Below are 13,954 nucleotides of genomic sequence, written 5' to 3' on the forward strand. Positions count from 1 at the left end.
TGACAATGCGCTTATAACTAATCTTTTCAAGATTAAGCACTTTTCTATAAATTGATAAACTAAATTCGCTAGTATTCAAATTCTTTATTACTATTCGTGCTTATGGAGACGCATACCAGGCAACAAGCTGCTTATACTATTGAAAAAGGCGAGCTGGAAGATTTTCCTGAAATAGTTGATGTGTGGGAAGCTTCCGTCCGAGCTACTCATCACTTTCTTTCAGAAGAAGATATACTATATTTCAAACCCTTAATTCTTCATGAATACCTTGATGCAGTGGACCTGTGGGTGGCATTGGATCAGCAAAAAAAGATAGTTGGGTTTCTGGGAATAGTAGATGACAGCATAGAAATGTTATTTATTCATCCAGATCATAGAGGTTTGGGAGCCGGCAAGCTTCTCCTTCATCATGCTATCCATACTTTACAAGCCAAATATGTGGATGTAAATGAGCAGAATGTGCAGGCAGTGGGCTTTTATGAGAAAATGGGCTTTGTAACGCATAGCCGCTCAGAAAGAGACAGTCTGGGTAAACCCTACCCCCTTCTCCATATGGAGCTGAGGCTGGACAAATAGAAGGTGAGTTAACTTATCTCCGGTGAAAAAATTTCAATAGCTTTTCCAAATCTGTAATGATGAAAACAGTAAATATTGGAGAAGGCTGCATCATGATTTGTGCGCTAAACTTTTGCTATAAAATTTGAGCGAATCATTATCTATTCATGTTGGGTACAAAAAGCTATGAGGATACGCCAGCTCAAACACTTATATTTGTAGACTGATCAATAATTGTAATGAACAAGCCAAAAATAATTGCCTTTGACGCTGACGATACCCTTTGGGTAAATGAAACTATTTTTACCTCTACCCAAGACAAATGCAAAGCGCTACTGGCTCGCTACATTTCTCCTGAATTTATGGAAGAAAAGCTCTACGAAACTGAAAGACATAACCTGAAACATTTTGGCTATGGAATCAAGGGCTTCATGCTCTCCATGATTGAAACAGCAATTCAGCTGTCTGAAGGAAGGATTACAGCTCCTGAAATCCAGGAAATCATAGATTTGGGGAAAGAGATGATCGCACATCCAGTACGATTACTGGACCAGGTAGAGGAAACCATTCGCTTACTTTCCGAAGAATTTGAGCTTATGATCATCACTAAAGGAGATTTGTTTGACCAGGAAAGCAAAATTGCACGCTCGGGTCTGGCTGGCTTTTTCAATCGTATAGAGATCATTAGCGAAAAGGATAAGTCAAGCTACGGAAGAGTAATGCTAAGAAATGAAATTGATGTCAGAGAACTGCTAATGGTAGGCAATTCGCTGAAGTCAGATATACTTCCCATCTGTGAACTGGGAGGCAGAGCTGTTCATATTCCATTTCATACCACCTGGGTGCTGGAGCAAATCTCTCATCAAAGAGTGGAGCATATCCAGTATGATGAACTATCAGGTATAAGACAGCTTCCGGAATACCTGAAGCAAAATTTTCAGGGCTAACCAGTTGATAAGTCCAATTTAGGAAGTATAGCTTTTGGCGACTACCTTTTGAACCGGTTCTGCTTTTTCAATTTTTTCATCTGCCCACTCTTCTTCTTCTATTTCTGCTTCCTCCTCTTCCTGCACATTTTCTGCCCTAGGCTCATAATTTAGCGATATATAGATGGGAAAATGATCTGAACCAATATGGGATAGCCGTTCAATTTCTACTAAAGTAAAATCGTCGGAATGAAAAATATGATCCAGTGGCCAGCGGAGTAATGGATATGACGCGTGAAAAGTGTTAAAAAACCCTCTGCCAATTCTGGGATCCAGAAGTCCTGAGATTTTCTTAAAAAGATTGGTAGTACGAGACCAGGCCACATCATTAAGATCACCAATTACTATTGCGGTATGATCATGAGCTTCAATTTCCTTTCCAGCCATGAGAAGTTCCGCATCTCTGTTTGTAGATGTGTCTCGTTCTGTAGGGCTGGGAGGAGTAGGATGAAGACAGTATAAACGAACTTTCAAACCTGAAGGTAATTTTACCCAGGTTCTGATAGAAGGAATATCCTCCTCCACGAGATGACGAACCTCAGCATCAATCAGTTCCAACTTGGAGTAGAGATGCATACCGTACAGATTATCCAAAGGAATTTTTACAGTGTAAGGGAATTCATCTTCCAGAACACTCAATGCTTCTTCCCATTGTTTGTCAGTTTCCAGCGTAAGCAGTATATCAGGATTCTTTTTATTTACTAGTTTGATCAGTTTCTGATACTTACGATTGGTGGTAAGTACGTTGCTTACCATAATGGAGCATATGTTATCTGAGTCTCTACCTCTAAACCGGATTACCTGTTTTTTGGCAAGTCGGGTATAAGGGAAAATCTTAACACTCTGATATACCAGACAATAAAGTAAAACTGCAATCAGGCCATAATGCCATGTTTGTTCAAATGAAAAAGTATATGATAATCCTACAAGTGCAGTGATGTTAAGCGTGGAAATCTGTAGGCGGGGAAAATCAAAAACTCTTATCCACCACTGATCAAATTTGAGTAGGGTAGCGATGGTGGCAATGATGGGGATAGATGCAATTACCAAAAAAACAATTTGTAAAATCATGATACGCTTTTGTTTGCATTATATAGTACCATATCCTTCTGACAGGCATTCGTATACATACTTTTTCAAATCTCTATTTCATTCAACAGTATGGTGTTAATGCAAAGGAAGTAATTTTGTTTGCAAAATAGGTTATGTAATGATTAATTTTTATCATAAGCACTAAGTTAAAGTGTTTGTAAGCTAAGTAGAAATCACTTTATTTCAACTACATATGGCCACCTTAAAGACGCAACCTAATAGCAGTAGTGTAGAAGCATTTTTAAATGGAATAGAAGATCAGAAGAAAAAAGCAGATAGTTTAGCCCTACTGAAATTGTTTGAAGAATGGACTCATCACTCACCAAAAATGTGGGGAGACAGCATTGTTGGCTATGGCACGTATCATTACCGTTATGATAGTGGTAGAGAAGGAGATTGGTTTCTTACCGGCTTCTCACCTCGCAAACAAAACCTTAGCTTATACATCATGCCAGGCTTTGAACGCTATGACAACCTGATGGAGAAACTGGGTAAATATAAAACTGGCAAATCATGTCTCTATATCAAAAAACTGTCGGAAATAGATTTGAATGTGCTCAAAGAGCTGATAAGCCAATCGATCCAGTACTTAAAAGAAAAATACCCATCTTAATCATGAGCCTACACATATTCTTGATAGACCAAACTAACATTTCATTTTAGCAAATTTATATGGATTTACAACTTAGTGATAAAGTAGCACTAATCACCGGAGGAAGTAGGGGTATAGGTCTGGCAGTGGCCAAAGCTTTGGCGAAAGAAGGTGTACACCTGATTCTAACTGCCAGAGACCAAAAACGACTGACTCAAGCGAAAGAAGAACTAATGGCCTACCCTGTAAAAGTGGAAACCTTTGCCGCTGATATGACACAGACCTCAGACATTAAAAAGCTGGTTAAATTTACCCTTGAAAAATTCGGTGGAATTGACATACTCATCAACAATGCAGGTACCGGAACCAATGAAAAGATTGCTGAAGCTGAAGATGACAAATGGTATTACCATTGGGATTTACATGTAATGGCCGCCATCCGCCTGAGCAGAGCGATCCTTCCGGCGATGAAAACAAGAGGCGGAGGGGTTATCCTAAACAATGCTTCTATCTGCGCGAAACAGCCTTTGTACTACGAACCTATTTATAATACCACCAAGGCAGCATTAGTTATGTTTAGTAAGTGCCTGTCGGAAGAAGTTATTAAAGACAAAATACGTGTAAATACCATCAATCCCGGGCTGATTCGTACCGAAGCATGGGAACAGGCAGCTATTGATGAGGGACAAAAGCAAGGGATAAGTGCTGATGACTTTTTGAAACAGGTTGCAGAAGAGAATACGCCCATCGGGCGGTTTGCCAGTACTGATGAGCTAGCTCACTTTTTTGTTTTCTTATGTTCTCCCCTGGCCAGTTATTGCGTTGGCGGCAGCTACTACGTTGATGGCGGCTGGCTCAAAGTTGTAAATTAAGCTTCCATTAAACAATAACAAGCACTTTATATATGGTAATGGTATTGTTAGTTGATGACCCCTCAGTGGTAAGAAAGGACTTAAATTACTCTTGGAAAATGAAGAAGATATAAATGTGGTTGGAGAAGCCAAAAATGAAGTGGAAGCCATCAAAAAGATTAAAGAGCTAGAACCAGATATAGTGCTTTTGGATGTAAGAATGCCTGAATTAAATGGCTCGAAAACGCTTAGTAAAATCAATTAAACACCAACAAAAACTCGCTCCCTTGTTTTATCTATGTATGCTCAGGAAGATTTCGTACTCCAATCTACCCACTCTGGGGCATCAGGGTATATTTTAAAGGATGCCTCAAAGGATGAACTCATTACAACTATTCGGACTATTCATGCTGGAAACAAGTATTTAGTAGCAGTGTATCCAATATTATCATAGACGGTTATCTGCACAATTTGCACTCCCAAAAAACGCTTCAGAATTCTTACCAACTTACCAAAACCGAAAAGAATGTACTGAAGCTTATAATGCAGAAATTTCCTAATACCGAAATTGCTAATCAGCTCAATAACAGTATTAAAGCTATTAAAACCTTCCGATTTGAGATTATGAAAAAGATGGGGATCAATAAGTCTAAAGATATGGTACAGAAAGCACAGGAGGAAGGCTGGATATCAAACAGATCTTCTGTGTTTGCATCCAATTGTTATAGTATTTCTTAGAATATAACATTGTATTTTTCTATGCAGCCAACTTTTTTATTGTAAGAGGAGAATTTTAGTCTGATCCATAGTTAATTTCAATAAGCATTTTCAAATAGATCAGTATTTTTTATTCATTTATATTATTAGAATATTTAAGAATATAACTTATTTAATGCAATATATTATTCGCATTTCATAACTAAGTACCATTTTTTATTACGGATCTTATTTGCGTAAGAATAAAAATTCGCCTTAATTTCTTAAATTAAAATTTAATTCTGCAATTATAACGATCAACTAATTAATAACTATGGAAAACTACGTATTACTCCTTAATTCTATGGCAGAAACTCAGGATACCGTAGACTTAGGAACTCAAATTTCCCAAACGCTCCTCACTACTAACAACGTATGGATGATGGTAGCTACCTTTTTGGTTTTCATCATGCACCTAGGTTTCGCGGGGGTTGAAGCAGGTTTTACTCAAGCGAAAAATACTGTAAACATTCTTTTCAAGAATACGCTTACTCCAGCTATTGGCTTGATCACCTATGCCTTGATTGGTTTTAATCTTATGTACCCAGGTGGCGAAGGCTTCGTCTTTGGTTTTGCAGGATTTAATCTAGGCCCTGCTGCTGATTATGATTCACTTACTTATGCTGATGGTAACTACACTTACTGGACAGATTTCCTTTTCCAGGGTATGTTTGCTGCTACTGCTGCTACTATTGTATCAGGGGCAGTTGCTGAAAGAATCAAAATCAACGGTTACCTTATTTTCACCATTATCTTTGTTGGTCTTGTTTACCCAATTATCGGCAGCTGGCAATGGGGCGGCGGATTCTTGAGTACCTACGGCTTTTACGACTTTGCGGGCTCAACCTTAGTACACTCAGTAGGTGGATGGGGTGCTTTAGCTGGTATCATCATTCTTGGGCCACGGATTGGAAAATATGCCAATGGAAAAGTAAATGACTTTCCTGGTTCAAGTGTACCTTTGGCTACTCTCGGAGTATTTTTACTATGGTTTGGCTGGTTCGGATTTAATGGCGGATCAGTATTATCAGCAGAGCCTGAAACGGTTTCTAAAGTACTAGTAACTACCTCACTGGCTGCTGCTTGTGGTGCTATTGGTGGCTATATCATGGCTTACTTTACATTCAAGAGGTTAGACCTTGGTATGGTACTTAATGGTATCCTGGCTGGCCTGGTGGGTATTACTGCTGGTGCTGACCTGATGAGCGCCTACGAAGCTATGGTGATCGGTCTGTTGGCAGGTGGTATAGTAGTGCTTTCTGTTATCCTGCTGGACAAGCTTAAATTGGATGACTGTGTTGGTGCTGTCTCCGTCCACCTTACTTGTGGAATTTTTGGCACTTTGGCAGTTGGAATTTTCGGTTCTATGGCGAGTATGGAGCAGTTCATCATTCAGGTAGTAAGTGTTCTTGCCTGCGGTGCTGCCGCTTTCTCTAGTGCCCTTATCATATTCTTTGTGCTTGACAAAGCTCTGGGACTTAGAGTATCTGCTGAGCATGAAAAAGAAGGGCTGGACAGCCACGAGCATGGTATCAGAGGTTATACCATCATTTACGAATAGCCTACTTTTTTTCTTTGAATTCAATTTTGCAACTTATTTAATCAACAATATAATAACCGGGATTTTTTTAAATCCCGGTTTAATCAAGATCTTGTTGCATTTGCCAAAGTCTTGTACAATCTATCCATTCTTGCAAAATGAAAATCAAAACAATTTATTTACTCTTTCTATGATATTCTTATCTACCGAATTGTAAACTCAGGAAGCAGAAAAAAATGTACTGCAAATATCAAGATCTGTAGACACTTACTATAAATATGATTTTAAGGTGTTGAGTCTGAAAGTGGAATTACTAATATTCCTAGCAGTTTTGCAGACCAACAAAGCTCTCTTTCAATTTAGATGATTAATATTGTTCTCTCTCAGGAGCTGGGCAAAGTCAGCTTTGTAGGTGAAGTAACATTTAGGCCAAGGAATGCGGGTTCTGCTGAAAATTCAGGAGTATGGCGCCTTCCAGGTTTCCTTTACGTTTCCTATATGCTTACCCTCAAATCCAATCACTGCTGATTATATGGGTACATTCTTAGACTAATAAGTTATCTCCCCTATAAAAACATCCGCACAGCTAAAAGCTTTACACTACTTGACAAGGGCATACTTCCACATATTCCGTATGCCGAGATTAAATATCAGTTATTTGTGGAATTCAAAGATCAGAGATATAAATATCAGCTGAAAAGTTTCGACATTACCCCATACACTCGCAGCCGTTGTGGCAAGTATGAAACTGTGGAAAGAAAAAGGAAGTCCATTGAAAGCGTGATTCAAAGCAGTAGCGATTGGGCAGATCAAAGAGAAGAATATGACAGTTAGATTAATTCAGAAATAGAAAATTTAGTATTGACTATGGAGGATAAGCTTGCTGAAAATTCTGAAAAATACTAAGTGAAGTAATTGAAATAAAAGAAGAGCGATAAGATAAAATATATTTTCAGAATTATGTACAGATACTCTAAGCCAGGTAAAGAATAAAAACTTCTGATTTTGAAAATAAAGTACTAAGCTCAGCTAATCGCTGAGCTTTTTTATTTCTTAAGTGAAACATTTCATAATTTTTTTCTTTAATATAAACAAAGAGTATTTTAAATTTTTAATTATGGAATGGTTAGATTTTCACTTTATTGACGACTTAACATTATTATTAGAGTCAAATCGCCCATTTTTGCTACATATCCTTCCTTTAATAATACTCATAATGGTATTATATATTTTTAGCTTCAAGGAAGTAGAAAATACTGAGGAAGACATACATGACAAAATTTAATTCTGATTATTTCTGTCATTGATTAACTTCATACTGCTTCTTTTTTCTCTTTAAACCAAATAATATTTGGCATGCTAAAAATGAAATGAATAGTAGCCTCTGACCCCTTTGCTGTTTACTCCCTCTACTCTGACTCTACCCCGGATCTTGGTAAGTATTTCTTCCACTTCTTTTGGACTATTAACCGGATATTGATTAATAGCAGTTACTACAAAACCTTCTTCAATTCCCAAACGGCGAATTAGGCCTTTATTGACTTTATTAATCTTTACTCCCCCTTCAATTCCAAGGAGATCAGACTCTACTCTAGATACAGTTTCCAGTTCTGCACCCAACCTTTCGGATAGATATACATCGCGTGTGATCAGGCTGGTTGTACCTTCCCGGTTGGTAAGCTCAAGTTTTATGGTCCCGACTTTGTTATTTCGCTTGTATACTACATTAATTACATCCCCTGGACTATGGTAAGAGATAAGCTCTTCAAAATCACTTCTGGATTGCACACTTTCCTGGTCAATCTTCAGGATAATATCGCCTTTTTGTAAGCCGGATTTCTCAGCAGCACCATATCGCTGTAAATAGCTGATCACTACACCATTAAGCTCTTTGGTATTCAGTTGATCTGCAATTTCTGAATTGATATCTACTACTTCCGCTCCAAAAAATGCTTTCTGCACTTCTCCATACTCAATAATATCGTCAGCAACTTTGGTCACAATATCTACTGGTACAGCAAAACCATAACCAGCATATGAACCTGTTCTTGAAAGAATGGCAGTATTAATCCCCACTAAATCACCATTACGGTCTACCAATGCTCCCCCGCTATTTCCCGGGTTAATCGCAGCATCTGTCTGGATAAAAGATTCTATAGGAAATTTACTTTGAAGAATATTGATTTCTCTACCCTTGGCACTCACGATACCGGCAGTTACAGTAGAATTAAGGTTAAAAGGATTCCCTACAGCCAGTACCCACTCTCCTACTTGCAGATTTCTGGAGTTGCCTATGTTGATAGCTGGTAAATCTTCCCCCTCTATTTTTAAGACTGCCAAATCTGTAGAAGGATCAGTACCTACTACCTGAGCAGTGTAGGTGCGCTTGTTATGCATCACTTCTATCTGATTGGCATTGTCAATCACGTGATTGTTGGTGATGATAAATCCATCTCGCGTATAGATTACTCCTGACCCACTACTTACCTGTTGATTTGTTCTTCCTTCAAAAAATAATTCCAACCAACTGCTACCACTGTATTCGTTCTCCGAAACTGTTTTGATGTACACTACGCTAGGTGTACTCTTAATGGAGGCCTCAGCAAAATCATCACCTATCAATGCCGAGCGTGAGGGATTTACTACCTCTGTTTCCGCTTCCTCTGCCAATGCATTAAAAGCTAATTTTACATCTGTTTTCTTCTTGGGCTTGATTTGAAAATCAGTAGGTTTGACGATATTATTTTCTGGAAAAAAAAATTGATGATAGGTAAAAGCTCCACCTATACCAGAAAAAAAACCAACGAAAACAACAATAATGACGTTCTTCATATCTGTTGTAGTTATTTGTTTATAATGCACATAAGTTAAGCTTAGCAAAAATAATGCATTGTAAAAAACTAAACCCTGAAGTCGTCAGATTTCACTGAAAACATAAAATTATGGCTGAAGACCTTAAGATCGCAAGCAACGCTACTAAAGAACAAAAGTACCAGGAGTTACTACCTCAGATCAAAGCGCTGGCTGAAGGAGAAAATAATGTTATTGCCAATTTATCCAATATTTCAGCTGCACTAAAACAAACCTTTAGTTTTTGGTGGGTTGGTTTCTATCTGGTAGAAAACAATGAACTAGTATTAGGTCCTTTCCAGGGGCCGGTAGCATGTACCAGGATACCTTTTGGCAAAGGAGTATGCGGTACTGCCTTTGCAAAGAAAAATACGATACTCGTACCTGATGTGGAGCAATTTCCCGGACATATTGCCTGTAGTGCTGACTCAAAGTCAGAAATAGTAGTACCAATAATCAAAAACAATGAAGTGATCATGATTTTGGATATTGATAGCTCGGCATTAAATGACTTTGATCACACCGACCAGACTTACCTGGAGCAATTAGCAGAATTTATTGCTAAAATTGCTTAACTCTTCTGCTCCTCAGTAAAAATGAAACGGTTGATATCTTCCTTGGCTTGTTCATTCTGCTGCCAAAACTGTCTGCTATAAATATTCCTGAACTTCCAGTTCTTTTCGCTGAGCAAGAACGGACGATAAGCATGAATATCTTTAGCAGATTCACTTTGATAATAGATATCATCATCAGTATTGATTAACCCGATGTACTTACCCTCGCTGTTTTTGATGCTAAGGTCTGCAAAAGGTAACTCACGGATAGCCTGATGGTTATTAAGTTCTTTTTCAGTCCATTGTTTCAGTTTATTTGCCAGGAACCACTCAATATGATGATCTCCTAGCTCGGGTAAAGTCGGAATATATTTTTTATGGGAAACCTCCCATGCGTATTCAAGATATTTTTTCAGCAGTTTTGGCCCTTCATTTTTGGAATTAGAAACATCCATCTGCTGGGGCATAATACTGGTCACCAGATATATCTTTTCTTTGGCTCGGGTAATTGCCACATTTAAACGATTCTCTCCTTTGGCCTGGTTAAGGCTACCAAACTGAAGCATCAGCTTACCCTGCTCATTGGGTGCATAAGCGGTAGAAAAAATGATAATATCCCGTTCATCGCCCTGCACATTTTCAATATTCTTAACAAACAAATGCTCAGGGATCAGAAAATTCTGCGCTAAAGCTTTAGCCTCCAGTTCGTCCTGTATAAGCTCCTGCTGTTTAACATTAAAGCAGATCACACCAATTGTCTTGTCAGGATACTCTTTGAGGAGCTTATGCACCAGTTTCACCACTTCCTGGCTTTCCACTACATTGGACTGCTTTTGCCAGATGCCTTCTACCTTGATGTATTGAATTGCCGGCTGTCCGCTGTTAGCATCATAAAAATCAGGTAGCAAACGAAGTTTGTCATCGTAAAAATGATGATTTGAAAAATCTATCAGGTCCAAAGTACTGCTCCGATAATGACCTTTGAGCTGAAGACTTTGTAAGTAACCCTGCGCTAATTCCAGTAAGGAAGTAGCCTCTAGAGCCAATGCTTCATCTACATTTTCAGTTTCTTCATCTTCCCAACGAGCCTGATACAAATCATTAGGGCTCAATTGCTGACTGTCACCAGCGATAACTACCTGCTGCCCACGGTACATAGCGGGTATTCCCTTTTCTGCAAAACATTGCGAAGCTTCATCAAAAATCACCAGATCAAACATGGGCTTCTCATTGAGAGGAAATATGGCTGACACAGTTTCCGGTGAAGCCAACCAACAGGGGATCAGATTAAATACTTCATCTTCAAAAGTGCCTATTACTTTTCTCAGAGGCCATATTTTACGTTTCTTACTGATTTGATGATTCAAATCCCGGTACGTCACCATATTGTTGAGTCGGTTGTACTCAACGTCATAATAAGTACGTTCTCTAAGCTTCAAGTGCAAAATTTCCTGACTGATATTAAGTTTCTCTTCAATGCACTGTTGCAGCTCTTCTTCCATATCTGTCATCTGCCGGGATGAAACCATACGAAGTTGAGGAAACTTAGCTTCCAGATGATCAATCCAGGCTAATCTGACACTGTTCTGAAAAAGCGCAGTGATGGCATCTTCAGCCCTATCTTCGCTCTCTTCCAGCAGGCGGTTGATCACTGCTTTCTCGTGTAGCTCCAGATTATGATTTAAAGTGTCAAAATCACACAGTCCGTCAAAATCACGATCCAGCACTTTAAGCAAAGCTTCACTGTGTTCCTGGGTGATCAGTTTGCTATGTTGGGCAGGAGTTAAATAACTTTCCCACTGTTTAATTCTGGGAGCAATTCTATCCAGCACACCCACCAAAGCCTCTGTTCTTTGAAGTAAGTCTTTATAAGCAATAGTTTTAATATTGAAATACTCATTAAAATTTCGCAGAGAGCGGAAAATCAGGGTAGCATTCAAAGCCTTTTCCTGATAATCAAACCATTCCTGAATGAGTTCTTTATTGAAATTATTTGATGACTCTTTGTCTGGTACTTCAATCAACCATTTTTTATCTCTCAGCTTGGAGAGGTTATGTTCCAGATTTAAGCGGTTATCTATTTTTTCTGCAATGATCTGGAAGCCTTTTTTATCAGGACCAAGTTCATTCTGCTCCAGGATTCTTTCCACGTAAGCTTTATCCTTTGAAAATAGCTTCCACCACATCCAGCTGAACACACCATTTCTAGCCTCCTCTGCTTCAGAAATTATCCTTTGACATTGACCGAGTTCTTCTGAAGGCAGATTAGTTTCTGGTCCATGCCCATGATAGCACTCCATTACCACCCGCTCAATATTGGAAAGCCATAGAGGATCCGCATCTTTTTCAATATTGGGGACCATATGGGTAAAGAACGTATAAGCTTGTTCTTCACCCAAATAGCTTATGAAACTGGAGATGTCTTCAGTACGCTGTTGTAAGTTTTCGCAGATTACAAAGTCAACCTCTGTCTTCAGGATATTCTGTGTATCTTTTTCTATCTGCTGCTTAAACTCAGGTACATCTTTAATAATTTCTCTGATTTGCTTTAAGTCTTCTACTGAGTAATCTATAAAAGGCTTTCTGCTGTAAAGGGGATAACTTTCTTTTTCAAACTGGTTGGAATAGGCAGTGAAGGTGCGTAGCCTTTTGATAAAGTCATGCATCTCAGGAATATAAAATTGCCGATATTCCTGCTTCATATTAACAGAAGGCTTATTGATATCGGAAGTCAGATACAGTTCTTTGATGGAAATACCTGCCTCACTCTCATCAAATAATGCGCGCTTGAATTCATCCAACTCATCACAGATCTGTTCTATCCGACGGCTATATTGTAGAAAATTCCTTTCCAGATATATGGTATCCAGGCTATTATTTTTGTGCTGGTACTCGTAAAGAGAATCTATCTGCTTATTAATCTGAGCATAAATCTCTTTCCGGTCATTTTTAAAATCGTGAACCAGGGCAATAAAAGGGTCCACATCTTTTTCTGCGAGTCGTTTATACACCACATCCAAAGCTGCTCTCTTTTGACAAACAACCAACACTCTTTTTCCTTGCGCAATATAATCACCAATCAGATTGGTAATCATCTGAGATTTTCCTGTTCCGGGAGGGCCTTGTACTACCAGCGAGTTTCCTCTTTTTACAGTTCTGATCGCCTTCTCCTGATAGGCATCCATCTGGAAAGGACAAAAAATCTGCTCTTCTTTAATACGGCTGGCATAGTCAATATACTCTTTGCTCAGCTTTTCTTTCAGATCCATCTGCAAACCCTCAAGGTTTGAGTAGACAATTTTCTCGGTAGTTGCTCTTTTGGAAAAAAAATCCTCAATATCTGGCAGAAACTGGTTTTCAATCAGCTTCAGATAATCAGGGACAAGATAAGATCCTGCCTGAGGAAATATCCCCAAAACTGCTTCAGGATATAATTTCAGCTCACCATCTTTTTCATCCTGGGCCAGTTCTTCTTTGGTATACTCCCGAAAAGACTGAAGCTTATCTACAAAAATCTCCTGATTAAAGTTTATGGTAAATTCACTTTCCTTAAAGAGTTGATAGAGCGAAGTGCGAAAAATCCTGCTATCGGTATCAAAGTCATCAAATCCTTTTTCAGCCAGATTTTCATCAAACGGAAGCTGATTGTAGTAGGCGTAGGCAAGTAAAAAAGTCTTGTTGAGCGCCACACTTACTTCATCCCTCACACTTAGTACCCATTGCAGGCCATATTGCTCGCTTTGCTCCTGCTCCAGATTTACCGGAAAAAACATTAGAGGACAGCGCACGATGGTACCATCTGCAAACTTACCCTTAACAAAGGGCCAACCTACATAAAGGTCTTTAGAGCCTTGCTCTTCAAAGATAAACTTTTCGGTACGTGACAATTTTTTGAGCTGCTGACTCATTTTATTGCTGCTCTCATCTCTACTATCCAGTACTGCACAGAGGGGCATTTTTTTTCCCTTGATACCTTCCAGGTCATGTTCACCTCCGGCAATGAGCCACTCAATAATCTTGTATGACGAAAAGTTGTTGAGAAAATCAAATTTATGCACATCTACAAACTGCTTCGCTACAAGGCGAGCTAAATACAGCGAACGATTATTACTGGTGATGTTTGTCAGTCTCCTAAGATAGGATTGTAATATTTTGTGCATAGTTGATAGATGGATGAA

General features: G+C 38.8%; 10 protein-coding genes and 1 pseudogene. 8 read left to right on the top strand and 3 right to left on the bottom strand.

All coding sequences use genetic code 11. The features are described from left to right. Nucleotides 1-102: 102 nt before the first annotated feature. Both WJR50_RS20850 and WJR50_RS20855 read left to right on the top strand, forming a co-directional pair. Nucleotides 103-576 carry an acetyltransferase gene (locus WJR50_RS20850; RefSeq protein WP_341295257.1) on the top strand — a complete coding sequence of 158 codons (474 nt, stop codon included), beginning with the start codon at nt 103-105 and terminating at the stop codon, nt 574-576. A gap of 218 nt (nt 577-794) precedes the next feature. Continuing rightward, nucleotides 795-1,502, top strand: coding sequence for an HAD family hydrolase (locus tag WJR50_RS20855; RefSeq protein ID WP_341295258.1), 708 nt, complete (start codon nt 795-797; stop codon nt 1,500-1,502). Nucleotides 1,503-1,520: 18 nt separating this feature from the next. On the opposite strand, the gene WJR50_RS20860 is transcribed toward WJR50_RS20855, so the two are convergent. Continuing rightward, entirely contained in the window at nt 1,521-2,612 is a 1,092-nt protein-coding gene (locus WJR50_RS20860) for an endonuclease/exonuclease/phosphatase family protein (protein ID WP_341295259.1), read from the bottom strand. Between the two features lie 214 nt (nt 2,613-2,826). Between WJR50_RS20860 and WJR50_RS20865 the strand changes: the two genes are divergently transcribed. From WJR50_RS20865 to WJR50_RS20885, 5 genes and pseudogenes are all read left to right on the top strand, one after another. Beyond that, nucleotides 2,827-3,246 carry a DUF1801 domain-containing protein gene (locus tag WJR50_RS20865; RefSeq protein WP_341295260.1) on the top strand — a complete coding sequence of 140 codons (420 nt, stop codon included), beginning with the start codon at nt 2,827-2,829 and terminating at the stop codon, nt 3,244-3,246. Between the two features lie 59 nt (nt 3,247-3,305). After that, nucleotides 3,306-4,097 (top strand): SDR family NAD(P)-dependent oxidoreductase, encoded by a 792-nt coding sequence (locus WJR50_RS20870; protein ID WP_341295261.1) that lies wholly within the window; start codon nt 3,306-3,308, stop codon nt 4,095-4,097. Between the two features lie 85 nt (nt 4,098-4,182). Then, nucleotides 4,183-4,341: pseudogene (locus tag WJR50_RS20875) on the top strand (response regulator); the annotation flags it as partial. A 206-nt stretch (nt 4,342-4,547) separates the two neighbouring features. Beyond that, nucleotides 4,548-4,814: a response regulator transcription factor gene (locus tag WJR50_RS20880; protein ID WP_341295262.1), complete on the top strand. Its 267-nt coding sequence runs from the start codon at nt 4,548-4,550 to the stop codon at nt 4,812-4,814. Nucleotides 4,815-5,106: 292 nt separating this feature from the next. After that, the gene (locus tag WJR50_RS20885) at nt 5,107-6,393 is read left to right on the top strand and encodes an ammonium transporter (protein ID WP_341295263.1); all 1,287 of its coding nucleotides are present in this window, start codon (nt 5,107-5,109) and stop codon (nt 6,391-6,393) included. A gap of 1,338 nt (nt 6,394-7,731) precedes the next feature. Here WJR50_RS20885 and WJR50_RS20890 read toward each other — a convergent pair. Next, nucleotides 7,732-9,204, bottom strand: a complete 1,473-nt coding sequence (locus WJR50_RS20890; RefSeq protein ID WP_341295264.1) for a trypsin-like peptidase domain-containing protein — start codon at nt 9,202-9,204, stop codon at nt 7,732-7,734. Nucleotides 9,205-9,314: 110 nt separating this feature from the next. Between WJR50_RS20890 and msrC the strand changes: the two genes are divergently transcribed. After that, complete coding sequence (gene msrC / locus WJR50_RS20895; protein ID WP_341295265.1) at nt 9,315-9,797, top strand: free L-methionine (R)-S-oxide reductase MsrC; 483 nt, start codon at nt 9,315-9,317, stop codon at nt 9,795-9,797. Here msrC and WJR50_RS20900 read toward each other — a convergent pair. Further along, a complete protein-coding gene (locus WJR50_RS20900) occupies nt 9,794-13,936 on the bottom strand; it encodes an AAA domain-containing protein (protein ID WP_341295266.1) in 4,143 nt (1,380 codons plus the stop codon). The genes msrC and WJR50_RS20900 overlap by 4 nt on opposite strands. Between the last annotated feature and the right edge of the window lie 18 nt (nt 13,937-13,954).

This window comes from Catalinimonas locisalis, assembly GCF_038039535.1.
Taxonomy (GTDB): domain Bacteria; phylum Bacteroidota; class Bacteroidia; order Cytophagales; family Cyclobacteriaceae; genus Catalinimonas.

Excerpts from the sequence above, each read along its gene's own strand:
- WJR50_RS20890 (WP_341295264.1), bottom strand. The coding sequence starts at position 9,204 with ATGAAGAACGTCATTATTGTTGTTTTCGTTGGTTTTTTTTCTGGTATA.
- WJR50_RS20865 (WP_341295260.1), top strand. The coding sequence starts at position 2,827 with ATGGCCACCTTAAAGACGCAACCTAATAGCAGTAGTGTAGAAGCATTT.
- WJR50_RS20870 (WP_341295261.1), top strand. The coding sequence starts at position 3,306 with ATGGATTTACAACTTAGTGATAAAGTAGCACTAATCACCGGAGGAAGT.
- WJR50_RS20900 (WP_341295266.1), bottom strand. The coding sequence starts at position 13,936 with ATGCACAAAATATTACAATCCTATCTTAGGAGACTGACAAACATCACC.
- WJR50_RS20860 (WP_341295259.1), bottom strand. The coding sequence starts at position 2,612 with ATGATTTTACAAATTGTTTTTTTGGTAATTGCATCTATCCCCATCATT.
- WJR50_RS20850 (WP_341295257.1), top strand. The coding sequence starts at position 103 with ATGGAGACGCATACCAGGCAACAAGCTGCTTATACTATTGAAAAAGGC.
- msrC (WP_341295265.1), top strand. The coding sequence starts at position 9,315 with ATGGCTGAAGACCTTAAGATCGCAAGCAACGCTACTAAAGAACAAAAG.
- WJR50_RS20855 (WP_341295258.1), top strand. The coding sequence starts at position 795 with ATGAACAAGCCAAAAATAATTGCCTTTGACGCTGACGATACCCTTTGG.
- WJR50_RS20885 (WP_341295263.1), top strand. The coding sequence starts at position 5,107 with ATGGAAAACTACGTATTACTCCTTAATTCTATGGCAGAAACTCAGGAT.